The sequence below is a fragment of the Oceanobacter sp. 3_MG-2023 genome (genome assembly GCF_030688925.1).
In the GTDB taxonomy this organism is placed as follows: domain Bacteria; phylum Pseudomonadota; class Gammaproteobacteria; order Pseudomonadales; family Oceanobacteraceae; genus Oceanobacter.
Map to the genome: position 1 here is coordinate 263,613 of NZ_JAUYVX010000002.1, position 24,563 is coordinate 288,175.

Genomic DNA, 24,563 nt, shown 5'->3' on the forward strand with positions numbered 1-24,563 from the left:
GTTACATCACGTTAATTCCGACATCTTTTGCGCACTTCGTCGGTATGGTACTGATCGCTGGCTTATGACGAAGCGATGAGAATAACAGTCTATTTGGACGGTTTTATGTCAGTTCGATAATAAATAGAAGGGGCCTGAGTGATTGTCCGACATGGCGAACAGGTATAACCACTCTGTTTGTGCGCAGGAATGGCGGTATTGCGTCATCTGCAGGGAAGATATGGCTCAATCATCATTGAGCCCTATTCAGACCGAGGCTTCTTGCTAATACTGTGCCTTTGGATTGTTAGCAAATCGACCAAGCATGTTGAATATAAGCAATAAAGTTGCCTGTTATCCGCACTTTCCCCGGCGTTTGTAACCACCGTCAGGATAAAAAAAATTTACAGATTGTGAATTGATTCCGATTTGATCAAGGGAATTTTTCTGGTTACTTCGATGTTTCAGGCAGCTGACAGGCGACTGCTGACATTCTGATCACAGTTCGCTAACCGGTCAATTGGGGAGATAGAGTTACATAAGTTAACACTATGCAGGATATGATGCCTTCACAGGGTTCCGACAGGAATCGGTTTTACAGACTTCTTTAGCGGGACAATGGATGCATTTCACCTCATCTCGTAGGGCAGGTCATTTCGACTGGCTGAAAAGTTATCATTCGCTGATGCTGTTGCCGATGGTGACAGCGCTTCTGCTTATGCCTTTTATGGATGGCACTGAAGTTCGTTACTGGCTGGTTTTCTGGGTGTTGGTGGTGGTGGTTTTGACGATTTGTCGAGCCTGGATGATGCACTCTAACCGGTTGCATTTGCAGCAGCACAGTGGCGTATTACAAGCCATCTTTGATGGCCTGCCCGATGGTATTTTTTTTAAAGACCGTGATGGCGTATACCGTTATGCCAACGAGCGGGCAATGGGAGCCATCGGGACCGACTTGCTAGGCAAAACAGATATTGAGCTGTTTGATGGTGACCCGGCCTGGGAATGCCAGTGCGCTGATGATGAAGTGTCTGACCAGGGCTGTCGCTACCGCCGAGAGCAATGGGTAACGTCATCCAGAGGAGAGCGAGTGTTGATGGAAATCAGCAAGTCACCGCTCTTTGATGCGCAAGGGCACTGTCTGGGGGTGCTTGGTGTCAGCCGCGATGTGACCGAGCTGCGCAAGATTCAGAATAATCTGGAATTTGTTGCGCATCATGATGCGCTTACCGGCCTCCCTAACCATACGCTGTTGTCGAAAAAAGCTGACTATGCCTTACGTCTGGCGCGGCGTCAGGGAGGGAGCCTGGCGCTGCTGCTTTTTGATCTCGACCGCTTGAAAGGGATCAATGACACCTTTGGTTACAATATCGGTAATTTGTTGTTGCAGGACGTGGCGCGCCGTTTTAGCAGCAATCTGAGAGATTCCGATCTTTGTGCCCGTATGGGCGGAGATGAATTTCTGCTCGTACTGCCAGAGTTTGGCGGTCACGATAACCTGGTCGCCAAGGCGACGCAGTTGTTGGCTGTGATTGCAGAACCTTATGAACTTAATGGCCATACTCTGTCACTTTCCAGCCATGTGGGTATCAGCTGTTTTCCACAGGATGGCGATGAGTTTGACATCCTGGTTCGCCATGCTGACGCCGCCTTGCATCAGGCCAAATCCCAAGGACACAAGGCATTGTGCTTCTATGAAGCATTCATGCTGGAAACCCTGAACGAGCGCTCGGTGCTGGATCACGATTTGCGTGAGGCTGTCGATCTGGGTCAGCTGGAGATGATGTATCAGCCACAATTCCGTTTTGGGGACAAACAGCCACGACGGGTTGAGGCATTGATGCGGTGGCGGCATCCACGGCTGGGCAGTGTCTCGCCGCTGGAATTTATCCCGATGGCGGAAACCACGGGTCAGATTCACGATATGGGACAGTGGGCGGTGGAACAAGCCTGCCGACAATTTCTGGACTGGCGCGAGCAAGGCCTGTGGCTGGAAAAGATAGCCATCAATGTGTCTGCCATTCAGATCAACAGCGGATTTGCCGACCGGCTAATGGCATCGATGAATGCCATGTCATTCAACCCCGCCTGGCTGGAGCTGGAAATTACCGAAACGGCCATCATGAGCAGCATTACTGAAGTCAGCCGCCAAATCACCCTGTTGTGTAATCAGGGAGTCGAGTTTTCGATCGATGATTTTGGTACGGGTTATTCTTCACTGAGCAAACTGAAATCGATGCCTGTGACGGTACTGAAAATCGACCAATCCTTTGTGCGTAATATCAACGACGATATCAATGATTATGAAATCGTTCGGGCGATTATCCTGATGGCCAAAAGCCTGGGCCTGCATGTGGTGGCTGAAGGCATTGAATCGCAGCCACAAGCAGCGATACTGCAGCGCCTGGGTTGCGACTGGGTGCAGGGCTTTTTGTTTAGTCAGCCATTGTCCGGGGACGACTTTCTGGCTCGCTACCGTGACGACACCAGCGCTTGTGTTACCCCGGCTGCGGCAGAAAACGACAGCATGACCACGGAGAATGATTGCTGATCTGATGGGCCTCAGTCACAATCAGTCCACTTGAATCCAGCCGTATCCGATACCAATGACGCAAATCAGCTATACCGATGATGGCGTAGAACGCCAGTCTCTACGCCAGTACACCGAGAACGCTTACCTGAATTATTCCATGTACGTCATCCTAGATCGTGCCTTGCCTCACGTAGGAGACGGACTCAAACCGGTACAGCGTCGTATTATCTATGCCATGAGCGAACTGGGCCTGAAAGCCACGGCCAAGTACAAAAAGTCCGCCCGGACCGTGGGGGATGTGCTCGGCAAATACCATCCCCATGGTGACAGCGCTTGTTATGAAGCGATGGTCCTGATGGCTCAGCCCTTTTCCTATCGTTACCCTCTGGTGGATGGCCAGGGCAACTGGGGAGCTCCGGACGACCCCAAATCCTTCGCGGCCATGCGTTATACCGAAGCCAAATTATCGGCCTTTGCCGATGTGCTGTTGTCCGAGTTGGGACAGGGGACCGTCAACTGGCAACCCAATTTTGACGGCACACTGGACGAACCCACCACCTTGCCAGCTCGTTTGCCCCATGTTTTGTTGAATGGCACCACCGGTATTGCTGTGGGGATGGCCACGGATATTCCGCCACATAATATTCGTGAAGTTGCCAGTGCCTGTATTCATTTGCTGGATCATCCGGGGGCCACCAGTGACGATATCTGTCAGCTGGTTCAAGGGCCGGATTTTCCGACCGAAGCGGAAATCATCACCCCTCGGGAGGAGCTGCAGAAGCTCTATCACAGTGGGCGTGGCAGTATCAAGATGCGAGCGGTCTACACCCGTGAAGACGGTGATATTGTCATTACCGCTTTGCCACACCAGGCATCCGGCTCCAAAATCATGGAACAGATTGCCGCCCAGATGCAGGCCAAAAAACTGCCGATGGTTGCCGACTTGCGTGATGAGTCTGATCATGAAAACCCGACCCGGCTGGTGATTGTACCGCGCACCCGCAAGGTCGAGGCCGATGCGCTGATGACTCACCTGTTTGCGACCACCGATCTGGAGCGTAACTACCGCGTCAATATGAATGTGATTGGTCTGGATGGACGGCCGCAGGTAAAAAACCTGATCACCATGTTGAGCGAATGGCTGACCTACCGAACCGACACCGTGCGCCGCCGTCTCCAGTTCCGGCTCGACAAGGTGCTGGCCCGTTTACACATCCTTGAAGGCTTGTTGGTCGCTTTTTTAAATATCGACGAAGTGATCGAGATTATCCGTGAGGAAGACCAGCCGAAACCGGCGCTGATGGCGCGTTTTGGTATTTCCGACAAGCAGGCCGAAGCCATTCTGGAATTAAAACTGCGGCATCTGGCCAAACTCGAAGAAATGAACATTCGGGGAGAGCAAGATGAACTGGAAAAAGAACGCCAGTATCTGGAAAAAACCCTGGGTTCCGAACGGCGCCTGAAAACCCTGATCAAGAAAGAAATCAGTGCCGATGCCGAGCGATACGGTGACGATCGCCGTTCACCACTGGTTGTACGGGCCGAAGCCAGGGCATTGACCGAGACCGAATTACTGAGCGCTGATCCGATCACCGTGGTGTTGTCACAAAAAGGCTGGATACGAGCGGCCAAAGGCCATGATGTGGATGCGGCAAAGCTGAGCTACAAGGCTGGGGATGCCTTTTTGCAGGCCACGCCAGGCAAGAGTAATGAGCCGGTGGTGTTCCTGGATGATACCGGCCGCAGTTATAGCCTGATTGCTCACACCTTGCCTGGTGCCCGCGGTCAGGGAGAGCCACTGACCGGCCATTTGAATCCTCCCCCGGGGGCGACGTTTGAGCATATGCTCATGGGGCAAGACAGCAGCGAATACTTGCTCTGCAGTGACGCCGGTTATGGTTTTATTACCCGCTTCGCGGATATGCAAAGCAAAAACAAGGCGGGCAAGGCGCTGATCACCTTGCCCGCCAATGCCCGGGTATTGGCACCAAGTGTATTGCCTGCCGGCGATGAGGTCTGGATTGCCGTGGTGACCAACGAAGGCCGTATGCTGGTATTCCCGGCTGCCGACCTGCCTCGCTTGAGCAAGGGCAAAGGCAACCGGATGATTAATATCAGCGCTGCCAGTGCGGCCGAAGGTGTGGAGCTGATGGTATCGGTCCAGGCATTGCAAACAACCGATACCTTGCTGGTTTACTCCGGCAAGCGTCATCTGAAAATGAAATTCAGCGACCTGGAGCATTATTTCGGTGAGCGGGGACGGCGAGGCAACAAGCTGCCGCGCGGCTTCCAGAACGTTGACCGACTGGAACTGCTGTCGCCACAGGACTGACAGCAATCGTCAGTAATCGAATCAGTCGCTGACAATAAACAACCGAAAGCAGAACTCCTTGGTGGTTTTGCTTTTGCGTTCCTGCCAATGGCTGGGCCAGGTTGGTTGCAGCGCTGCTTCATGCTCGATATAGACCAGGGTGCCAGGTAATAACGTCAGCGCATCAATCGCTGGTTGCAGTAGCTGCTTGCCAAACGGCGGATCAAGGAAAACCAGATCAAAAGGCTGTGGGTTTTGTTGCAACCAGGCCAGGGCATCACCGGCCCACACCTGGGCATTCAGGGCGTTTAATACGCTGAGATTATCCTTTATCTGTAGCGCAACCTTGGGGTGCTTTTCCAGAAATACCACCTCCCGTGCTCCGCGAGACAGCGCCTCGATACCAAGTGCACCACTGCCAGCAAAGGCATCCAGCACCCGCGCGCCTTCGACATCAAACTGTAGCCAGTTAAAAATGGTTTCACGAACCCGGTCCATGGTTGGACGCAAACCATCAACCGCAACAAAGCGCAGTCGACGGGAGCGCCATTCGCCACCAATAATTCTCAGTTGTTGGGTTGGTAACTTACTCACGCAGAATCTCATCAATAACCATGGGTATCGGCGGATGGTATCAAGCGCAGCCCGAATGTCGACATCGGACTTGCAACCCGGGACATCCAAAAGACAGGAATAGTGGTAGCATAGCCGCCTATTTCAGCCGTTTCCGGCATATTCTCCCAGCCACGCTGACAGTGAACGCCATGTTTAAGTTTTTTAAGCGCAAAAAGAAAAACCAGCCAGCCACCGAATCACCGGCAGAGACCGATGCGGTAGTCAGTGCTGATGTAACAACCGACCCGGCAGAGGCCGGACCAGAGAGTGATGCCGGTGTGGTCGATGCCCCACAGGTAGACGCTACCGATGCGATTGAATCGGATGACCTTGACCATCCACCGATTTGGGCTGTCGAGGATAACAGCCCATCCGGGATGTCTGCCTTTCCCGAGCTGGAAGATACTCTGGATGAAGCAGCGCCGATAACAAACGATCTTGCCTCAGACTCTGGTTTGGCAGCGGCTGAGGAGCCTGCTGTTCATATTCCTGTTGACGCCCAGGTTGACGGCCTTGTTGACGATGCTCTTGAACCTGAACCGGTCGTGGAAGCATCCATCGAGCCAGTCGTGGATATAACCCCTGAACCCGACTCCGAACCCATCGCCCCAGCCACACCGGCAGCACCAGAAAAAGTCTCAAAACCCGGCTTTTTCGCCCGCATCAAGGCTGGCCTCAGCCGCACCCGCAGCAGTCTGACCGATGGGCTGGCGAACTTGCTGTTGGGCAAAAAAGCCATTGATGACGACCTGATGGAAGAGCTGGAAACCCAGCTGATTATGGCGGATGTTGGTGTAGAGGCCACCGCAGATATCATGTCGCGACTGACCGACCGCGTAAGCCGCAAGGAACTGAAAGATTCCGACGCGTTGTACGACGCCCTGATTGATGAATTAAAAAGCGCACTATCCCCAGTGGAAGCACCACTGCTGGTGACGGCGCAGGCGGCACCCTATGTCATCCTGATGGTGGGTATCAATGGTGTGGGTAAAACCACCACGATTGGCAAATTGGCTCGCCAATTCCAGAGTGAAGGCAAGAGCGTGATGCTGGCTGCAGGCGATACCTTCCGGGCCGCGGCGGTTGAGCAACTGCAGGTATGGGGTGAACGTAACGACGTACCGGTGATTGCCCAACATACCGGAGCCGATTCCGCCTCAGTGATTTTTGATGCGCTGCAGGCGGCGCAAAGCCGTAAGGTCGATGTGCTGATTGCCGATACTGCCGGACGTCTGCACAACAAGGACAATCTGATGCAAGAGCTGGAAAAAGTGGTTCGGGTGATGAAAAAACTTGATCCGGCAGCCCCTCACGAAGTCATGCTGGTGCTGGATGCCGGTACTGGCCAGAATGCCATCAACCAGACCCGGCAATTCCTGCAGTCCGTCGGCGTGACCGGCCTGACGCTGACCAAGCTGGACGGCACTGCCAAGGGTGGGGTGATTTTTGCACTGGCGAAACAGTTTGGTATTCCGGTGCGGTTTATTGGTGTCGGTGAAGGCATTGAAGACTTACGTCCGTTTCATGCCGGTCAATTTATCGATGCTCTGTTCCAGCGCGACAACAGCGGAGACTGAGCGATGAGCATGGTTCGCTTTGACCAGGTGGGCAAACGCTACGCCGGGGGCAAGGAAGCGCTCAGTGGCGTCAGCTTTGAGCTGGAACGGGGTGAGCTGGCTTTCCTGACCGGTCACAGTGGCGCTGGTAAAAGCACACTGCTGAAGCTGATGATGCTGATGGAGCGGCCCTCCCGGGGACAGGTGTTTGTGGATGGCCAGAACCTGAACCGCTTGCGGGCCGGACAGGTGCCTTATCACCGCCGTAAGGTCGGCGTGGTATTCCAGAATCACCAATTACTGTTTGATCGTCCGGTATTCGATAACGTCGCGTTGCCGCTGCAGATTGCCGGGTATTCACCACTGGATTGTGCCCGACGGGTACGGGCAGCGCTGGATTCCGTTGGCTTGCTGCATCTGGAAGGCCGCAATCCGGTGGAATTGTCTGGAGGAGAGCAGCAACGGGTGGGTATTGCCCGCGCCGTGGTCAACAAACCCCCTCTGCTGTTGGCTGATGAGCCAACCGGTAATCTTGACCCGGAACTGTCAGCAGAAATCATGGATTTGTTTGTACGCTTTCAGCAAGTGGGGGTCACCGTATTGATCGCCACCCACGATATTGCCCTGATTGAACGTATGGGCAAGCGTCGCCTGATTCTTGATCATGGTCAGATGGGAGGCGATTTGCATGTCGACCACTCCGGATAAAAAACGGGGCGCCGTTGCGGCGTCGCGTTCCGCCGCATCTGCGGCTCAGCCCACGCGTTCAGCGTCGTCAGGAGCCTCGGCACAAAGTATTGGTTTTGTTCATCGGGCGACCGCCTGGCTGGCTCATAACCAGCTTGTGGCGGTAGAGACCTTGCTGACCTTGCTGGCACGACCGGCATCGAGCCTGTTGACCTGGCTGGTGGTTGCCATTGCCTTGACGTTACCGGGGGCATTGTGGATGTCTCTGACCAATATTGAGCAGCTGAGTGGAAATTTTCAGCAGTCCGGCCGTATTACCCTGTATTTACAGCAAGAAGCCAGTGTGGCTGCAGGGCAGACATTACTGCAACGTATCGAAGGGCTGGAAGATGTGGTCGACACCGAATACATCAGCGCCGAGCAGGCACTGGCGCAATTCAGTGCCGCCAGCGGCCTGGCGGATGCGTTGGCCATGTTGGCGGAAAACCCGTTGCCTGCGGTGATTCTGGTAGAGCCGCCGTTGGGGCTGACTGCGGAGCGCTTGCAACAGTTGCTGCAGCAGCTGACCTCTTTCCATATCGTCGATAGCGCACAGCTGGATATGGCCTGGCTGGAGCGGTTACGGGCCATCATTGCATTGGGCGAACGCTTGATCTGGGTGTTGGGGGTGATGCTGGCCTTGGCTATCTTGCTGGTGGTCGGTAACACCATTCGCTTGTCCATTGCCGCGCGGGTGGATGAAATCCGGGTGATCAAGCTGGTGGGGGGCACAGACGCCTATGTGCGTCGGCCTTTTTTGTATACCGGCTTGTGGTACGGCATGGTGGGCGGACTGCTGGCCTGGCTGATGTTGATTGGTTGCTGGCTGTTGCTGAAACAACCGGTGGCAGAACTGTCCGCCCTGTATGGCTCTGCCTTTGAGCTGCAACCCTTGTCCGCCAATGCCGCTCTGGTCTTGTTGTCTGGCGCGATGTTGCTGGGTTGGTTAGGTGCCTGGTGGTCTGTAAGCCGCCATCTGCATGAAATAGAACCCTGATAGTGTGACTTATGCCGTTATTGTTGCTGTAATGGAACTCAGTGCTGCCTTGGATGTCGGAGAATCCGGGTGCTACACTGACCCTGAAATTCAGATTCTGTAGCGAACCTCGCCACAGTTTATGCGGTGGAGCAATTCGCTACCTTGTCGCTAATGGAGTATGTAATGAACAAAGGCTTGCAAGCCGTCGATGCACTGTCCCCGGGAGCCAATCTCGAGGCATACATTTCAACGGTTAATGCGATTCCTATTCTGAGTGTTGAAGAAGAGCGAGAGCTGGCCAACCGCCTGCACTACCAGGAAGATCTGGAAGCGGCGCGTCGACTGGTTATGGCTCACTTGCGCTTCGTTGTTCACATTGCCCGCAGCTATTCCGGCTATGGGCTGAACCAGTCCGATCTGATCCAGGAAGGTAATGTTGGTCTGATGAAGGCCGTCAAACGTTTTAACCCGGAAGTGGGTGTGCGTTTGGTGTCATTTGCGGTGCACTGGATCAAGGCCGAAATTCACGAATTTATCCTGCGTAACTGGCGTATCGTCAAAGTGGCTACCACCAAGTCACAACGCAAACTGTTTTTTAATCTGCGTAGCCAGAAGAAGCGTCTGGGTTGGTTGAGCCAGGCAGAAGCCAAATCCATCGCTGCCGATCTGGGGGTTGAAACCCGTACGGTATTCGAGATGGAAGGCCGGCTGAATGCTTACGATGCGGCGTTTGATGCCGGTGTCGATGACGATGATGATTCCGCCTATCAGGCCCCTGCGTATTATCTGGAAGATAAAAGTGCTGATCCGGCACTGACCGTCGAAGCCGATAATTATGAGCAGGATGCCAGCGAACGTTTAAGCTCGGCGTTGAGTGATCTGGATGACCGCAGTCGGGCGATTCTGCAGCAGCGTTGGCTGAGCGATGAAAAGGCGACCCTGCATGAGCTGGCGGCGATTTACAATGTTTCCGCTGAGCGTATTCGTCAGCTGGAAAAGAACGCCATGAAAAAGCTCAAGAATGCCATGGGCGGTAGCCTGATTCCGGCAATCTGATCTGCGTTTTGCTGGCTGGGGTCAGCCGGGTCCGTCAGTCTGTTTCATGTTTCAAGGTATAAATTCAAGCCATAAAAAAAGCCACCGCTCGGGTGGCTTTTTTTATGGCTGTTTTAACCCTTGTTCCGGTTTTGTCCGGCAGGGCCAAAAAGCATCAAGGGCGTAACAAATTATTTGCCGCCACGCATGGAGTCGAAGAACTCATCGTTGGTCTTGGTTTGGCTCAATTTGCCCAGCAAGAATTCAATCGATTGCACATCTTCCATTTCGGTCAGCAGTTTACGCAAAATCCACAGACGCTGTAGCGAAGACTCATCAAACATGATGTCCTCACGGCGCGTACCGGAGCGACGAATATTGATGGCTGGGTAGATGCGTTTTTCGGCGATCTTGCGATCGAGGTGCAGTTCCTGGTTACCGGTACCCTTGAATTCCTCATAGATCACTTCGTCCATTTTGGAGCCGGTGTCGACCAGAGCGGTGGCGATAATCGTCAGGGAACCACCTTCTTCCACGTTACGGGCAGAGCCGAAGAAACGTTTTGGTTTTTCCAGTGCATTGGCATCGACACCACCGGTCAGTACCTTGCCTGAGCTGGGGACGACGGTGTTGTAGGCACGTGCCAGACGGGTAATGGAATCCAGCAGGATCACCACGTCACGTTTGTGTTCAACCAGGCGCTTGGCTTTTTCAATCACCATTTCAGCCACCTGAACATGGCGCGCAGGTGGCTCATCAAAGGTGGAGGCAACCACTTCACCACGTACCGAACGTTTCATTTCGGTTACTTCTTCCGGCCGCTCATCAATCAGCAGCACAATCACATCACATTCCGGATTGTTACGGGTGATGGATTGGGCGATGGTTTGCAGCAGCATGGTTTTACCGGCTTTGGGTGGCGCGACAATCAAACCACGCTGGCCTTTACCAATGGGTGCTACCAGATCGAGTACTCGGGAAGAGAGATCTTCGGTTGAACCATTACCTTGTTCAAGGAAGAAACGATGATCGGGGAAGAGGGGGGTGAGGTTTTCAAACAGGATTTTGGATTTGGCGTTTTCAGGTTTGTCGTCGTTAATCTCAGCGACTTTCAACATCGCAAAATAACGTTCGCCATCCTTGGGAGGCCGGATCTTGCCTGCTATCTTGTCACCCTTGCGCAGATTGAAGCGTCGAATCTGGCTGGGTGAAACATAGATATCATCAGGGCCGGCAAGATAAGAACTGTTGGAGCTTCTTAAAAAACCAAACCCGTCTTGCAGGATTTCCAGCACCCCATCACCATAAATATCTTCTCCGCCCTTGGCATGATGCTTGAGAATGGCAAAGATAATATCTTGTTTGCGGGTACGGCTAACGTTCTCGAGACTCATTTCCTTGGCGATAGCCAAGAGCTCAGGAACGGCTTTCAATTTAAGGTCGGAAAGATTCATAGGGACAGATAGATGCAATTTAGTGGGTGTTGGGGCGGAGCTTGAATGATATCAAGAGGAGAAAAACTTTGGAGAACCCAAGGCGTACAGAAACTATAGACCCAATGTCCGGGGGTGTCCAGTCCAACCAACCCAAAAATGTTGAACCATTTTTGGGTTGGTTGGACGTGTCAAGCAAGTCGCATTTACAGGGCTTGCTGGATAAATGCTGTCAGTTCCGATTTGCTCATGGCGCCAATTTTGGTGGCTTCGACGTTGCCGCCTTTGAACAGAATCAGGGTCGGGATGCTACGGATGCCGTATTTGGGTGCAGTGGCTTCATTCTGATCGATATTCAGTTTGGCTATTTTTAACTGGCCTTTGAACTCTTCAGCAATTTCTTCCAATACCGGGGCGATCATCTTACATGGACCACACCATTCAGCCCAAAAATCCACCAGTACAGGCAGGTCGCTGGCCAGTACATCTGTTTCAAAACTGTCGTCACTCGTCATTGTGATGAGATCGCTCATGGTTTCCCCTTGCGTGTTGAGGTCATAATTTATGTCATTGTACGCGGGCTTCTGTGGGAATCAATCGCAGAGATAGCGCAAAGATCTACTGGACGCCTGCCCCTGTGAGTTGCATATTCGTGGCCTGCCCTCAAAAAAGACAGTTTCAGGACTTCGAGTTATGTCAGATTCCTCAGCCCAGCCAGGCGAATTGATTGCAGCGGTTGATCTGGGCTCCAACAGTTTTCATATGGTCATCGCCCGCGAATTTCATGGTGAATTTCGTACTCTGGAGCGGCGCGGACAAAAAGTTCAGCTGGCTGCAGGCCTGGATGACGAGTTCATGTTGTCTGAAGAGGCCCAGCAGCGTGGTCTGGATTGTTTGCGTGAATTTGGCCAACACTTGCAAGGTATGGACTCCACCAGAGTAACCGTACTGGCCACCAATGCGTTACGGGCCGCTCGCAACCGGCAAGACTTTATCGATCGTGCCGAAGCGGTGCTGGGTTACCCCATTGAGGTGATTGCCGGGCGCGAAGAAGCCCGCCTGATTTACCTGGGTGTGGCGCATACGCTGGCCGACGATGTCGGTAACCGGCTGGTGGTGGATATTGGTGGCGGCAGTACCGAATTTATTATTGGTGAACGCTTCGAACCCAAGGCGCTGGAAAGCCTGCATATGGGGTGTGTGTCGTTTACCCGGCGCTTTTTTGCTGATGGCCAGATTACCGAAGCCGCGTTTGAGCGGGCGGTGGCGGCGGCTCGTCAGGAATTGCTGCATATTGAAACCGACTACAAGCATCTTGGTTGGCAAAACGTTGTCGGCTCATCCGGTACGATCCGCGCAGTAGAGCAATCCGTGGTGGAATTTGGCTGGTCAACCGAAGGCATTACCCGCCAGGCGTTAAAAAAGCTGCGCAAACAAACGCTGCAGTTCGAGACGCTGGATGATGTGGTTTTGCCTGGTGTAAAGGTTGAGCGTCGGCAGGTCTTTATTGGAGGCCTTGCTATCTTGACCGCTGTTTTTGATACATTCGATATTGAACACATGGTGTATTCCGACGGCGCTTTGCGTGAAGGCGCACTATGGGATCTGTTTGGACGCTCAAGCCATGAAGATGTGCGTCAGCGCACTGTGCGTTCCTTGCAGGAGCGTTTCTATATCGATGAGGCCCAGTCCGCCAGAGTCAGTGATATGGCCCGTGCATTGTTTCTGCAGGTGTACCAGGATCTTGGTCTGGAGGAGAGCCAGGTGCGCTGGCTGTTGTGGGGGGCCGAGTTGCATGAAATTGGACTGAGCCTGTCGCATAGCGGATTCCATAAACATGGTGCTTATCTGCTGCAGCATGCTGATATGCTGGGCTTTACCCGCCAAGGGCAAGCCAAACTGGCGGCCCTGGTACGTTGTCACCGACGTAAATTCAATCTGGGTGAATTTGCAACCCTGTCTCCGGAAAGCCGGGCTTTTGTTATCCAGCTGACGCGCTTGTTACGTATTGCGGTGATTCTGAATCATGGCCGGGGAGCACATCCGGTACCGGTGCCGGAACTGAAGATTATTGCCGGTGACCATGACTCGCTAAGCCTGACACTGCCGGCTGGCTGGCTGGCAGGGCATTCGTTGACGGCGGGTGACTTGATGGCGGAAGTGGATTACCAGAAAGCGGCGGGTATGACACTGACGGTTGAGTAACCGGTGCCAGCATCGACGACGGGTGACCAGTCGCCTCGGCCTGGCGGCCGAGGCGGGCTTGAAAGGCTAGCTTGAGGTTGTGGCGAGTGTCGCCAACAGGATATTTTGCGCGCGGATAACTTCTTCGCCCTCTGCTGGCTCGCTGCGCAGGTAACGGCCATCCGACTGTAAGATCCAGGCCTGGCTGTTGTCGAGCATATAGGCTTCAAGCTCAGACTTGACGCGCTCTTTCAGTTTGTTACTTTCGATCGGAAAGGCCGTTTCAACCCGGTTGAGCAGGTTACGCTCCATCAGGTCTGCACTGGCAGCGTAGACTTCGTCCTTGCCATTATTGAGGAAGTAATACACCCGGGTGTGTTCAAGAAAGCGGCCAATAATGGAGCGCACTTCAATGTTTTCGGAAACACCTGGTACTCCCGGTCTCAGGCAGCACATGCCACGGATAATCAACTCCACCTTCACCCCTGCCTGAGACGCCTTGTACAGCGCCCGGATCAGCTTGGGTTCCGTCAAGCCATTGGCTTTCAGGCGAATCAGTGCTGGCAGACCTGCTTCGGCATGGCTGCGTTCGCGATCAACCAGTTCGATCAGTTTCTTGTGCAAGGTAAAGGGAGCGTGAAACAGCTTCTTGATTTTCAGTGCTGCGCCCATGCCCGTCAGTTGCTGGAACACCGCGGCGACATCTTCACCAATCACATCGTTACTGGTGAGGAAGCTGTAATCGGTGTAAGCACGAGCGTTACCAGCGTGATAGTTGCCCGTTCCCAGATGCACGTAGCGTTTGTAGCGATCTTCTTCCTTGCGCACGATCAGCATCATCTTGGCGTGGGTCTTATACCCAACTACACCATACACCACCACCGCTCCGGCTTCTTGCAGGCGGTTGGCAAGGTAGAGATTTTCTTCTTCGTCGAATCGCGCGCGCAGCTCGATTACAACCGTGACTTCCTTGCCACTGCGGGCGGCGTCGACCAGGGCGTTAACAATTTCAGACTTGGCACCGGTACGGTACAGCGTCTGCTTGATGGCGCGTACCGCAGGATCTTTGGCGGCTTCCCGCAGCAGGTCGACGACAGGAGTAAAGGATTCGAACGGGTGTAAGAGCAGCGTGTCGCGTTCGCGCATGCTTTCAAAAATGCTCTTTTTGAACTTGATGTTCTTGGGTAGGCCAGGAGTGAATGGCGTGTATTGCAAGTCGGGGCGATTGATCTGGCCAATCACTTCCATCATGCGGCCCAGATTCACCGGACCATTCACCATATACAGATCGTTGGCCGCCAGGTTGAACTTGTGCAGCAAGAAGTTCACCAGCTCGGACGGGCAGTTGTCGGCCACTTCCAGTCGCATCTCTTCACCGAAGTTACGGGAGTGCAACTCATCTTCAAGCGCGGAGGCCAGATCGTTGGTGCCGTCTTCGTCGATCTCCAGATCCGCGTTACGGGTTACCCGGAACTGGTAACAGCCTTTGACCTTCATGCCTGGGAACAGCTCAGCGGCATGCTCGTGAATCATGGAGGACAGGAAAATAAAGTGGTCGCCACCGCTAGTGAGATGATCCGGAATCCGGATGATGCGCGGCAGGGAACGTGGTGCCGGAATAATCGCCAGGCCGGTTTCACGGCCAAAGGCATCCTTGCCATCCAGCTCCACAATAAAATTCAGGCTCTTGTTGACCAGTCGTGGGAACGGATGAGAAGGATCGAGACCAATCGGACTGACCAGTGGCTGAATGCTGTCGCGAAAATATTCTTCCACCCAGAGCCGCTGCTCTTCGGTCCAGTCCCGGCGTCGCTGGAAGTGAACATTTTCCTGCTCCAGCGCCGGCAGAATGGTTTCATTGAGAATACGATACTGACGCTCGACGGTTTCGCTGCACAGGGTATGAATCGCACTCAGAACCTGCTGTGGATGCATGCCATCGGCACCGGCCTGTTCACGGGCGAAGGTGAGTTGCTGTGTCAGGTTGGCGACCCGGACTTCGTAGAACTCATCCAGGTTGCGGCTGAAAATGCACAGGAAAAACAGGCGATCAAGCAGTGGATGGCTTTCATCCAGTGCTTGCTCCAGTACCCGGATATTGAACTGCAAATGGCTCAATTCACGATTGAAGTAGTATTCGCTGCTGCTCAGATCGATAGGTGCTTCGGTTGTCTGTACGTCGCTCATTCGGCTTCCTTAAGCGTTGATCCACTCGGCGTATTGCTTGGCATAGTAGGTGAGGATGCCATCGGCACCGGCTCGTTTGATACAGGTCAGCGATTCCAGCATGATGGCTTCATCGTCCAGCCAGCCATTAAGAGCCGCTGCTTTCTGCATGGCATATTCACCACTGACCTGATAGACAAAGGTTGGCACCTGGAATTCATCTTTTACCCGACGCACGATATCAAGATAGGGCATGCCCGGTTTGACCATCACCATGTCGGCCCCTTCTGCCAGATCCAGCGCCACTTCATGAAGGGCTTCATTACTGTTGGCCGGGTCCATCTGATAGGTGTATTTGTTGCCTGTGCCTATGTTGCCGGAAGAACCGATGGCGTCCCGGAACGGGCCATAGAAAGCGGAAGCGTATTTGGCGGAATAGGCCATGATACGGGTGTTCACAAAGCTCTCTTCTTCCAGTGCCGCGCGGATATCACCAATCCGGCCATCCATCATATCGGACGGCGAAATAACATCGGCACCGGCTTCGGCATGGGACAGCGCCTGTTTCACCAGGGTTTCAACGGTGATGTCGTTAAGCACATAACCATCGCCATCAATAATGCCATCCTGACCGTGGGTGGTAAAAGGGTCGAGTGCGACATCGGTCATGACGCCCATGTCTGGTACGGCGTCCTTGATGGCACGGATTGCCCGCTGGATCAGACCATTGGGGTTAAACGATTCTTCCGCCCGTTCAGACTTGGCATCTGCCGGGGTATAGGGAAACAGGTCGATGCAGGGAATGCCCAGGTCATAGAGGTATTTGACCTCTTTTACCAACTCATCAATGGACAGGCGTTCGATACCCGGCATGGAAGCAATAGGCTCACGTTCCTGATGACCTTCGAGAACAAACATCGGGTAAATCAGGCTATCCGTCGTCAGCTGTGTTTCGCGCATCAGGCGGCGTGAAAAATCATCCCGACGCATGCGGCGCATGCGGGTTTCTGGGAACATTCGCTGTGAATCGTTAAAGGCCATGATGTACTCCTGAGTTACCCGTGAAAAATCAGTCCGATTGTAGCCCGCTTTGGCCAAGGCTGGGGACATTATCCGGCAGGACAACGCGGAATTCTGAACCTGAATCAAAGGAGCAGCAGCCTAGAGCAAGAACATGACGGTTTTACGGCAAAATATCCGCCACCGTCCTGTCGGGTTTGATCCGGTGTCCAGAGCGGAACCGTGGCCGGATCAACAGCTATTGGTATTTCTGTTCCAGCCGGTTGATCACGTCGTCGGCGACCCGCAGGCTCGAGAGCAAATCGAGCAGGTTGTATTCCAGATTGACGTTGAGGTGGGTGGCCTGGCCGTCAAAAAAATCGGGGTTGTTGCCTTCAAACTGCAAACTGAGGTTAAGCGCGCCATCGGGTTGGTAGCGTACCCCGGATTTGAGTTCCTTGAAGTGGAAGTTTTCCAGTAACTGCATGGCCAGGGCGACGCTGGGGTCGCTTTGTTTGAGGGCTTCGCTGGCGTCAGTCTGATAACGAATGGTGCCACCGGGAGCGCGGGCAAACAGATTGCCGGCAGGAATGCTGGGGCCTTGCGGGGTCAGGACAATCGGCAAGGCACCGTCGAGCAGACCGTCGGCATCCAGTTCGGCACTGGGTTCCAGCCTGGCCAGACTGCCCAGCTGCAGTTGTTCAATGGCAATACCGAAGGAGTTGATCTCTTTGCGGCTGTCGTATTGCACGGCTGGAATATAAATCCGGCCACCCAGTAACCGGGTATGCAGTTCGTGGACATTGGCCGTTGCCCAGCTGAAGTCCTGGGGCAGGGTGATGTCGGCCCGGGCCAGCAGTTCGGACAGCTCGACGCCAGTGTTCAGGGTGCTGCCACTGATCTGGCTGTTGATCTGATAGTGCTGGTCTGCGTCGGAGCGCATGGCCATCAGGAATTGCCAGCGATCCAGGGTGATGCGGTTGTCGTAGACCAGGCTGATATTGTCGCCGCGTAACATGATATCGGGCTGGATGCGCTGTTGTTCCAGATCCCAGTCAACCCAGCCCTGGCCAGACAGCTCACCACTGAGAATCTCGACACCGGTCAGGTTGGGCATGCTGTTCAGCCCCAGCTGGCTCCAGACGATGCTGCTGTCCAGTAGCTGGAATTGCCAGGAGCCGATACCGGAATCGAGCTGGTGCTGCAGCTGGCTACGTAATTGTAACTCGCCGTTGCCCAGGCGCAGCTCGGGGTTGGCGGTCAGTCGGGTGGTGGCAACATGGTAGCGAAGGTTGGCCGTCAGGCGAGCATCGGGCAAGGGCCACTGTTGCCATTGGGATGGTCGCAACAGCAGCCGTAACTGACAGCGTGGTTTTGCCAGATCGAGCATGCAGCCGAGCTGTGATGCACCGGTACGGATTACCCGATCTTCTTGTCGGGCCGTCAGCGGTGACAGGTCGAACGCCAGCTCCGTCAGGGCGGCAAAGGGGGCGGTGCTGTTATCCGTGTCCCAGGTCGCCAGCAAGTGCTCGCTTTGGCGCAGCTGCAGGTCAGACAGTTGCCACTGTTCAATCGGCTGTGGCTGGGCGTTGATCCGGGTGTTGTCCAGTTGCAGTGTAATCGGGCCGGTAGGGTTAAGGGTGAGCTGTAGATGACTGGTGAGGTCCCAGGCGCTGGTCAGGCCGGTGCTGTTCAGCGTGCCGGTGGCGGCCAGCTGCATCTGGGCCGAGAGCATGGGGTGGCTGGCGGTGCTGAGGCTGTGCCACTGCAGCTGCATCGGTACCGTGATCTGGCTGTCAATGCGGGTCTGGTCCTGGTCTTGCCACTGGAAGTGCATACCGGGCTGGGTCTTGGCCTGGCAGTCCGTCAGCAACCGGTCACATTGCATCGTCGCCTGCCATGGTGATATGTGAACGCTTTGGCCTGGTTGGCGCAGATGGATGGCTGGGCCACTGAGCTGGCTGTGCCAGGCATCCTGTTGGTGTTGCAGACTGAATTGCCATTGGCCGAGGCGGTGACCGGTGTCAGTCAGGGCTTCAATCGTTGTATCGGGGAGCTCGCGACTGAGCTGGTGTTGGCCGGGGCGCATGGTTAAAAGGGTGGTCGACTCCACCTGCAGGTCTTGAGGAAAACGAAACCGGTTGTTTACCGACAGGGTGGCAGTGGATTCCAGTGTTTCGAGTGCTGACAACACGGGGTGGGAGCTGAATAGCTGGCGCAGGTCGTGGGGGAGTCGATAGGCCTGGCGGGATAACTCCGGCAGTACCAGTACCTGACGAACGTTAGCCTGGGTGGTGGTGTCATCCTGTTGCAGCTGGACAAACCAGTGTGCCAGCAGGGTCGACTGGTCGGAGATTTGCGCCAGAATCTGGCCGTCAGCCAGTAACTGCAGGTTCAGGTTCCACGGTGCGGCGCTGCTTGTGCTTGCGCTTGCCTCGGCAGGAAAAGGGGTTAATTGTCCGAGCAGTTGCCAGCGTTGTGAGTTTAGGTGGGCACTGAGTCGGGCGTGTAATTGGGGATGTTCGATGCGCAGAGTATCAATGGCTATATCGTTGATCGGCAGAGTGGTCAGTAGCTGACTTAATTCTGGTAACTCGATCCACTCACTTTCCAGCTGTGCGCGGGCAGCGGCTTCAGTGCTGTCTGCGTGCGCTGTCGCCAGTTGGGTGCTGGTACTGCCGAGCACAATATTCAATTCGTGAATCTGCAGTTGCTCCAGCTGGCCGCCCAGTAATCCGATGGAGTCGTATTGCAGGCGTGCGTCCTGCAAAGCCAGAGTGGTGCCATCGGTGAGCCGGGCTGACAGGTAATCCAGTTCGAGCCGATCCAGCTGCAAGGTCTTGATATGCCAGCTGACTTCAATACCGGTCACTTGCTGCACCAGGCCGGGCAGCCACTGGTTGGCAGCCGATTTGACCAAGGCCGGTAATGACACCAGCACCAGAATCAGCAGGCAGATAACCAATAACCCGACGGCCGCCAAGCCGCGACACAGCCACGCGCCCAGGGTCCGCCAGCCGGTCGGGTGCTGGGCGCTCATTACTGCGCAGTCAGGGTCTGGACGCCCTTGTCGGTGCCCAGCAGCAGGGTATTGGCCGGGCGCATGGCAAACAGGCCATTGGTGATAACACCGGTGATCTGGTTCAGCTGTTTTTCCAGTGTGATGGCAGCATCGATACGCAGGTTATAGACGTCGAGGATCTGGCCGCCATTGTCGGTGATCACGCCTTCCCGGTAGACCGGGTCTCCACCCAGTTTGACGATTTCGCGGGCTACGTAAGAGCGGGCCATGGGAATCACTTCCACGGGCAGCGGGAATTCGCCCAGGGTGGTGACCAGTTTGCTTTGGTCGGCAATACAAATGAAATGACGGGCAACGGCGGCAACGATTTTTTCGCGCGTCAGCGCGGCCCCGCCCCCCTTGATCATTTCCAGATGGTGATTGATCTCGTCGGCACCATCGATGTAGTAGTCGATGACATTGGCGGAGTTCAGGTCATACACCGGAATACCATGATCTCGCAGTCGTTGGGCTGAAGCATCGGAGCTGGCGACAGCGCCATCAAACAGATCCTTGTGCTGGGCGAGGGCGTCAATAAAGCAGTTGGCGGTGGAGCCGGTGCCTACGCCGACAATGCTGCTGTCTTCGAGGTGAGGCAGAATATATTGCACCGCGGCGGCACCGACGGCTTGTTTGAGTTCATCTTGAGTCATGTTGATTCCGTATGTGCAAATGATACTGGCGCTTAAACGGTGCCCATTATAGAGCGCTGTGCGTTACAATGTCTGGCTTCATTCTTATTCTTCCCCCGCCAGGCAATCCGGCCTGGCCTTGTTTCTGGATTGGCCACTTCACCATGTTGAACGAGTATCTGAAAAAAATCCTTACTTCTCGGGTTTACGATGTCGCTACCGAGACGGCGTTACATATTGCCCCGTTTTTGTCTGAGCGACTGGGCAATCAGATCTGGATTAAACGTGAAGATCAGCAAGATGTGTACTCCTTCAAAATTCGAGGTGCTTACAACAAAGCCGCTCAGTTGACGGCTCAGGAAAAAGCACGTGGTGTTGTCACCGCTTCTGCTGGTAATCACGCCCAGGGGCTGGCTCTGGCTGCCAGCAAGCTGGGGTTGAAAGCCGTTATTGTGATGCCGCGTACGACGCCGGAAATCAAGGTGCGTTCGGTCAAGGCCCGTGGGGCCAAAGTGGTGTTACATGGTGATGCCTTTGATGATGCCTTTGCCTACTCGCAAAAGCTGGTGGCTGAAAAAGGCATGACCTATATCCACCCGTATGATGATCCTGAGGTGATTGCCGGTCAGGGAACGATTGGTATGGAAATCCTGCGTCAGATGCCGCAGCCGATCGATGCCATTTTTGTTCCGGTCGGTGGTGGTGGTTTGGTGGCTGGGGTGGCGGCGTATATCAAGGCCCTCCGCCCGGAAATCCGGGTGGTTGGTGTTGAAAGCACGGAGTCAGCCAGTCTGGCAGCGGCGTTGGCAGCGGGTGAGCGCGTTACCTTGCCATCGGTGGGCATTTTTGCCGATGGGGTGGCGGTAGCGACTGTTGGTGAACACACCTGGGCAATCGCCAAAGACTGTGTGGATGAAGTCATTACCTGTACGCCGGATGAAATTTGTGCTGCCATCAAGGATGTCTTTGATGACACCCGGGCGGTCTGTGAGCCGGCCGGTGCACTGGCCATTGCCGGGGTCAAAAAATACGTTGAGCGCGAAGGTTGTGAGAACCAGAATCTGGTCACGGTCTTGAGTGGCGCCAACGTTAACTTCGACCGCCTGCGGTATATCTCGGAAGTGGCGGAAATTGGTGAAGGCCGCGAAATTATTCTGGCAGTAAGCATTGCGGAACAGCCGGGCAGCTTCCAGCGTTTTTGTGCGTTGCTGGGCAAGCGTCCGATTACTGAGTTCAACTATCGTTATGGTGATGACGATATGGCGAGGATTTATGTCGGCGTCAAGGTCGGGCCGGAACCGGGGGCACGGGATGCGTTGCTGGCGGAATTACGCGCGGATAATTATCCGGTGCTGGATCTGACCGATGATGAAATGGCCAAATATCATATTCGCCATATGGTCGGTGGGCACGCACCGGCATCTGTTCAGGATGAGCGTTTGTACCGCTTTGAATTTCCGGAGCGTCCGGGAGCCTTGTTGCTGTTTCTGAAAACACTGGGCAAGCGCTTTAATATCTCGCTGTTCCACTACCGTAACCACGGTGCGGCCAGTGCTCGTACATTGGTGGGCTTACAGGTACCGGCCGAAAAACTGGCGCAACTGCATGGTTATCTGGATGAGCTGGGTTATCCCTACTGGGACGAAAGCGACAACATGGCGTACCAGTTGTTTTTGCGCTAGGGCTGATGCTGCTGCCGTCAGTGCGAAATGTCCGGGCTTAACCGGGTTCGGGCAGCTGGCACTGTCAGGCGCTGGCCCTGATTCAGATGGGTGGTACAGGCCACCCGCAGCAAAGAGGCAAAGTTACCGACTTCGCCGCGCCGTTCAATCACTTCTCGGTGAATACGGCTCAAGAAGGTCCCCAAAGACAAGTCGGCATCGCTGGCAATGTCTTCCAGCAGATGCCAGAAAACCGCTTCCAGCCGAATACTGGTGACCACACCATCGAGTCGGATGGAGCGGGTTTTCAGTTCAAACAGCTCCGGTTCGGCAGCAGAATAAATCTCACACATAACACCCTCTCCTGGCCCTGGCCAAGGTCAGTATGCCCTGCGGTATGGCAGGGCATGTCTGGATGATTCTAGCGGGTTTGGCAGGAAGGGAAACTTACAATGCCATCAGCAGTTGGTTAAATTGAGCCAACCAGGCCGGGTGGGCAGGCCACGCGGGTGCGGTGACCAGATTACCATCCGTGATGGCATCCGTTACCGCGAGGTCGGCATAAATACCACCGGCCATGGCAACTTCCGGAGCGCAGGCCGGGTATGCGGAAATGGTACGCTCACGAATGACATCGGCGGCGGTCAGGATCTGGGCACCATGGCAGACAGCGGCAATGGGTTTGTTGTTGTCTGCAAAGTATTTGACCAGTGCGATAACGTCGCTGTTCAGACGCAAGTACTCTGGCGCGCGACCACCGGGAAGCAGCAAGGCATCATAATCGGCAGGGTCCAGACCGGCAAAATCGGCATTCAGGGCGAAGTTGTGGCCCGGCTTTTCGGTGTAGGTCTGGTCGCCTTCAAAGTCGTGGATCGCGGTTTTGACGATATCCCCTGCGGCTTTGTCCGGGCAGACTACATGCACCTCGTGACCAACCATCTGCAACGCCTGGAAAGGCACCATCAACTCGTAGTCTTCAACAAAATCACCAGCAATAAACAGTACTTTAGCCATGAGTCAGTTCCTTTATTGTTATCTGAATCGTCGCTGTAACGACAATGGGCTTTTACTCTAAGGGCTGGTGAGTGACGGTGGGTAACAGCGGGTTACTACATGGCAGAGGCACCTGGCAGTGGCCGTTACAGTCGGCCCTTGCTGTAGCGCTCACGCGCTTCCTGTTTCTTTTTCTCGCTTTTTCGCAACAAAACATACAAGACTCCGGTGCCGCCATGTTGAGGCTGGGCAGTGTGATAAGCCTGAACGTCATCGATCTGTTCCAGCCAATACACCAGATAGCTTTTCAGGATGGCCGGATCACCTTCGCTGCGGTCTCCTTTGCCGGGCAATATCACCACACTGCGAATGTCATGTGCCATACAGTCCTGCAAAAAATGAAACAGTTGGCGGCGGGCTTCTTCGACGGTACGTCGATGCAGATCAAGGCGGGCTTCGCTTTCGTACTTGCCCAGGCGCAATTTGCGAAAAACACCATCCTGGATACCGGGGCGCTTGAACCCCACGACGTCGTGGGGGCCGACACGCTGGACGCCGGTCGTTTGCAAGTGATTCGGGTCGCGTTTCGGGCTGCTATCCACCGCGGCAATACGGCGGGCTTGCTGTGAGGCGCGGGTAATATCACCTTTTTTGATGGCGACTCTGTCCCGGGTTTGCAGGGGTTTGACGTCTTGCATGTGCTGGGAAAACGTATCGTCGTGATCAGTCATGAGGGGGGCGCCCTTGCCAGTGTTCCTGTCTATAATAACCAGTATTACTGAGATGCGGTAAAATTGACGACCCTTGAACCGAGGGCATTGGGCCATGTAGTGACAAATCTTTGCTCAGAATCACAGACTGGGGACGGTCAGTGATCTTAATGTGGTATATCGTTGGGTGTTTAATGAACAGGATCGCTGAAGGCGAGTCATGACAATATTTCGACGATTATTATTGCTGTCAAGTGCATTGGCGATGCTCGGCATTGGCGTTGTTGCCAATGCCTTCGAGGGCTCCCATCGGGTGATGGATTGGGCACAGCTACTCGATTTGAGCAGCCAGCAGCAAGCTGACATTAAAGGTATAGAAGCCAGCTTCCTGCAGCATTTTCAGCAGTTGCGTGATGACGCCATCCCCCGGTGGGGACAAGGGTTTGATGAGCAGCGGTGGTTGGAGCAGCGAGCCAGGGAGCGGGAGCTGGAGGCTGGCATAAGACAGCAATTACGGCAGGTACTGAATGAATCGCAACGTCTGAAGGCCGATACCATTGTGCAACGTTTTCACACTAAAGCAGCGGCTGGCATGTTGGAGCGAATCACCCAAGAACTGGATTTGACTGCCGATCAGCGTCATCGTCTGAAAAAAGCCCAGGCCTCGATTGCAGCAGATTTCCACTGGCCGATTGATCATCGCCAGATGGAGCTGACCCGCATTGGAGTCGAAAAGCTGTTAAGTGAGTATTTGACACCAGAGCAGCTGGAGGTCGCGCAACAGCGGCGTCAGAACAATAATAAACGCTGGCCAAAACCAGAAGATTTCAGGGACGACCGGGAGAGGCGAGATAACAGACCTCGGCCGCCTTTTGATGCGCCCCCTCGTCCTGACGACTTACCTTTCATGCACGAATAGAAACCCGGCGACAGGCGAAACCATAACCGCCATTAAAGACCAACCGCCGGGCGGCTCTGAATGCGGCCCGG

19 protein-coding genes are annotated in these 24,563 nt (G+C 54.5%); 9 read left to right on the forward strand and 10 right to left on the reverse strand.

The annotated features are described in order from the left end of the window. The first annotated feature begins 676 nt into the window (after positions 1–676). Both Q8W32_RS03120 and parC read left to right on the forward strand, forming a co-directional pair. On the forward strand, positions 677–2,530 hold the full coding sequence (locus tag Q8W32_RS03120; RefSeq protein WP_305413663.1) for a bifunctional diguanylate cyclase/phosphodiesterase: 1,854 nt from the start codon (positions 677–679) through the stop codon (positions 2,528–2,530). A 55-nt stretch (positions 2,531–2,585) separates the two neighbouring features. After that, complete coding sequence (gene parC / locus Q8W32_RS03125) at positions 2,586–4,844, forward strand: DNA topoisomerase IV subunit A (RefSeq protein ID WP_303431335.1); 2,259 nt, start codon at positions 2,586–2,588, stop codon at positions 4,842–4,844. A gap of 21 nt (positions 4,845–4,865) precedes the next feature. Here parC and rsmD read toward each other — a convergent pair whose 3' ends face one another. Continuing rightward, positions 4,866–5,417 (reverse strand): 16S rRNA (guanine(966)-N(2))-methyltransferase RsmD, encoded by a 552-nt coding sequence (rsmD, locus tag Q8W32_RS03130; protein WP_305413664.1) that lies wholly within the window; start codon positions 5,415–5,417, stop codon positions 4,866–4,868. A 170-nt stretch (positions 5,418–5,587) separates the two neighbouring features. Between rsmD and ftsY the strand changes: the two genes are divergently transcribed. The 4 genes from ftsY (at position 5,588) to rpoH (ending at position 9,755) form a co-directional block, all read left to right on the forward strand. Continuing rightward, positions 5,588–7,015, forward strand: coding sequence for a signal recognition particle-docking protein FtsY (gene ftsY, locus Q8W32_RS03135; protein ID WP_305413665.1), 1,428 nt, complete (start codon positions 5,588–5,590; stop codon positions 7,013–7,015). A gap of 9 nt (positions 7,016–7,024) precedes the next feature. Continuing rightward, the gene (ftsE, locus tag Q8W32_RS03140; RefSeq protein WP_303431395.1) at positions 7,025–7,702 is read left to right on the forward strand and encodes a cell division ATP-binding protein FtsE; all 678 of its coding nucleotides are present in this window, start codon (positions 7,025–7,027) and stop codon (positions 7,700–7,702) included. Then, positions 7,683–8,717, forward strand: coding sequence for a permease-like cell division protein FtsX (gene ftsX / locus Q8W32_RS03145; protein WP_305413667.1), 1,035 nt, complete (start codon positions 7,683–7,685; stop codon positions 8,715–8,717). The genes ftsE and ftsX overlap by 20 nt, the downstream gene beginning before the upstream one ends. A gap of 165 nt (positions 8,718–8,882) precedes the next feature. Then, positions 8,883–9,755: an RNA polymerase sigma factor RpoH gene (rpoH, locus tag Q8W32_RS03150; protein ID WP_303431340.1), complete on the forward strand. Its 873-nt coding sequence runs from the start codon at positions 8,883–8,885 to the stop codon at positions 9,753–9,755. A gap of 170 nt (positions 9,756–9,925) precedes the next feature. On the opposite strand, the gene rho is transcribed toward rpoH, so the two are convergent. Both rho and trxA read right to left on the reverse strand, forming a co-directional pair. Next, positions 9,926–11,188, reverse strand: a complete 1,263-nt coding sequence (gene rho / locus Q8W32_RS03155) for a transcription termination factor Rho (RefSeq protein WP_303431341.1) — start codon at positions 11,186–11,188, stop codon at positions 9,926–9,928. Between the two features lie 185 nt (positions 11,189–11,373). Next, a complete protein-coding gene (gene trxA, locus Q8W32_RS03160; RefSeq protein ID WP_303431342.1) occupies positions 11,374–11,700 on the reverse strand; it encodes a thioredoxin TrxA in 327 nt (108 codons plus the stop codon). Between the two features lie 160 nt (positions 11,701–11,860). Between trxA and ppx the strand changes: the two genes are divergently transcribed. Further along, positions 11,861–13,372, forward strand: coding sequence for an exopolyphosphatase (ppx, locus tag Q8W32_RS03165; protein ID WP_305413670.1), 1,512 nt, complete (start codon positions 11,861–11,863; stop codon positions 13,370–13,372). A gap of 66 nt (positions 13,373–13,438) precedes the next feature. Here ppx and ppk1 read toward each other — a convergent pair whose 3' ends face one another. From ppk1 to rpiA, 4 genes are all read right to left on the reverse strand, one after another. Further along, positions 13,439–15,538, reverse strand: coding sequence for a polyphosphate kinase 1 (gene ppk1, locus Q8W32_RS03170; RefSeq protein ID WP_303431345.1), 2,100 nt, complete (start codon positions 15,536–15,538; stop codon positions 13,439–13,441). Positions 15,539–15,547: 9 nt separating this feature from the next. Beyond that, positions 15,548–16,558: a porphobilinogen synthase gene (gene hemB, locus Q8W32_RS03175; protein WP_303431346.1), complete on the reverse strand. Its 1,011-nt coding sequence runs from the start codon at positions 16,556–16,558 to the stop codon at positions 15,548–15,550. Between the two features lie 217 nt (positions 16,559–16,775). After that, a complete protein-coding gene (locus Q8W32_RS03180; protein ID WP_305413672.1) occupies positions 16,776–19,556 on the reverse strand; it encodes a YdbH domain-containing protein in 2,781 nt (926 codons plus the stop codon). Continuing rightward, entirely contained in the window at positions 19,556–20,230 is a 675-nt protein-coding gene (rpiA, locus tag Q8W32_RS03185; RefSeq protein WP_303431348.1) for a ribose-5-phosphate isomerase RpiA, read from the reverse strand. Before rpiA ends, Q8W32_RS03180 begins: the two co-directional genes overlap by 1 nt. 143 nt (positions 20,231–20,373) lie before the next feature. Between rpiA and ilvA the strand changes: the two genes are divergently transcribed. Then, positions 20,374–21,891 carry a threonine ammonia-lyase, biosynthetic gene (gene ilvA / locus Q8W32_RS03190; RefSeq protein WP_303431349.1) on the forward strand — a complete coding sequence of 506 codons (1,518 nt, stop codon included), beginning with the start codon at positions 20,374–20,376 and terminating at the stop codon, positions 21,889–21,891. Positions 21,892–21,908: 17 nt separating this feature from the next. Here the strand turns inward: ilvA and Q8W32_RS03195 are convergent, their stop codons facing one another. From Q8W32_RS03195 to smrA, 3 genes are all read right to left on the reverse strand, one after another. Further along, positions 21,909–22,223, reverse strand: a complete 315-nt coding sequence (locus tag Q8W32_RS03195; protein ID WP_303431350.1) for a ribbon-helix-helix domain-containing protein — start codon at positions 22,221–22,223, stop codon at positions 21,909–21,911. 94 nt (positions 22,224–22,317) lie between these two features. Continuing rightward, positions 22,318–22,884: a DJ-1/PfpI family protein gene (locus Q8W32_RS03200; protein WP_303431352.1), complete on the reverse strand. Its 567-nt coding sequence runs from the start codon at positions 22,882–22,884 to the stop codon at positions 22,318–22,320. Between the two features lie 125 nt (positions 22,885–23,009). Then, entirely contained in the window at positions 23,010–23,594 is a 585-nt protein-coding gene (smrA, locus tag Q8W32_RS03205; protein WP_303431353.1) for a DNA endonuclease SmrA, read from the reverse strand. A gap of 199 nt (positions 23,595–23,793) precedes the next feature. On the opposite strand from smrA, the gene Q8W32_RS03210 reads away from it, so the two are divergent. Continuing rightward, positions 23,794–24,492: a hypothetical protein gene (locus Q8W32_RS03210; protein WP_305413676.1), complete on the forward strand. Its 699-nt coding sequence runs from the start codon at positions 23,794–23,796 to the stop codon at positions 24,490–24,492. The last annotated feature ends 71 nt before the right edge of the window (positions 24,493–24,563 follow it).

Coding starts and splice junctions, on each gene's coding strand:
- smrA (WP_303431353.1), bottom strand. CDS start 23,594: ATGACTGATCACGACGATACGTTTTCCCAGCACATGCAAGACGTCAAA.
- ppx (WP_305413670.1), top strand. CDS start 11,861: ATGTCAGATTCCTCAGCCCAGCCAGGCGAATTGATTGCAGCGGTTGAT.
- parC (WP_303431335.1), top strand. CDS start 2,586: ATGACGCAAATCAGCTATACCGATGATGGCGTAGAACGCCAGTCTCTA.
- ftsY (WP_305413665.1), top strand. CDS start 5,588: ATGTTTAAGTTTTTTAAGCGCAAAAAGAAAAACCAGCCAGCCACCGAA.
- ftsX (WP_305413667.1), top strand. CDS start 7,683: ATGTCGACCACTCCGGATAAAAAACGGGGCGCCGTTGCGGCGTCGCGT.
- trxA (WP_303431342.1), bottom strand. CDS start 11,700: ATGAGCGATCTCATCACAATGACGAGTGACGACAGTTTTGAAACAGAT.
- Q8W32_RS03180 (WP_305413672.1), bottom strand. CDS start 19,556: ATGAGCGCCCAGCACCCGACCGGCTGGCGGACCCTGGGCGCGTGGCTG.
- ppk1 (WP_303431345.1), bottom strand. CDS start 15,538: ATGAGCGACGTACAGACAACCGAAGCACCTATCGATCTGAGCAGCAGC.
- Q8W32_RS03195 (WP_303431350.1), bottom strand. CDS start 22,223: ATGTGTGAGATTTATTCTGCTGCCGAACCGGAGCTGTTTGAACTGAAA.
- ilvA (WP_303431349.1), top strand. CDS start 20,374: ATGTTGAACGAGTATCTGAAAAAAATCCTTACTTCTCGGGTTTACGAT.
- rho (WP_303431341.1), bottom strand. CDS start 11,188: ATGAATCTTTCCGACCTTAAATTGAAAGCCGTTCCTGAGCTCTTGGCT.
- rpoH (WP_303431340.1), top strand. CDS start 8,883: ATGAACAAAGGCTTGCAAGCCGTCGATGCACTGTCCCCGGGAGCCAAT.
- hemB (WP_303431346.1), bottom strand. CDS start 16,558: ATGGCCTTTAACGATTCACAGCGAATGTTCCCAGAAACCCGCATGCGC.
- Q8W32_RS03210 (WP_305413676.1), top strand. CDS start 23,794: ATGACAATATTTCGACGATTATTATTGCTGTCAAGTGCATTGGCGATG.
- ftsE (WP_303431395.1), top strand. CDS start 7,025: ATGGTTCGCTTTGACCAGGTGGGCAAACGCTACGCCGGGGGCAAGGAA.
- Q8W32_RS03200 (WP_303431352.1), bottom strand. CDS start 22,884: ATGGCTAAAGTACTGTTTATTGCTGGTGATTTTGTTGAAGACTACGAG.
- Q8W32_RS03120 (WP_305413663.1), top strand. CDS start 677: ATGGTGACAGCGCTTCTGCTTATGCCTTTTATGGATGGCACTGAAGTT.
- rpiA (WP_303431348.1), bottom strand. CDS start 20,230: ATGACTCAAGATGAACTCAAACAAGCCGTCGGTGCCGCCGCGGTGCAA.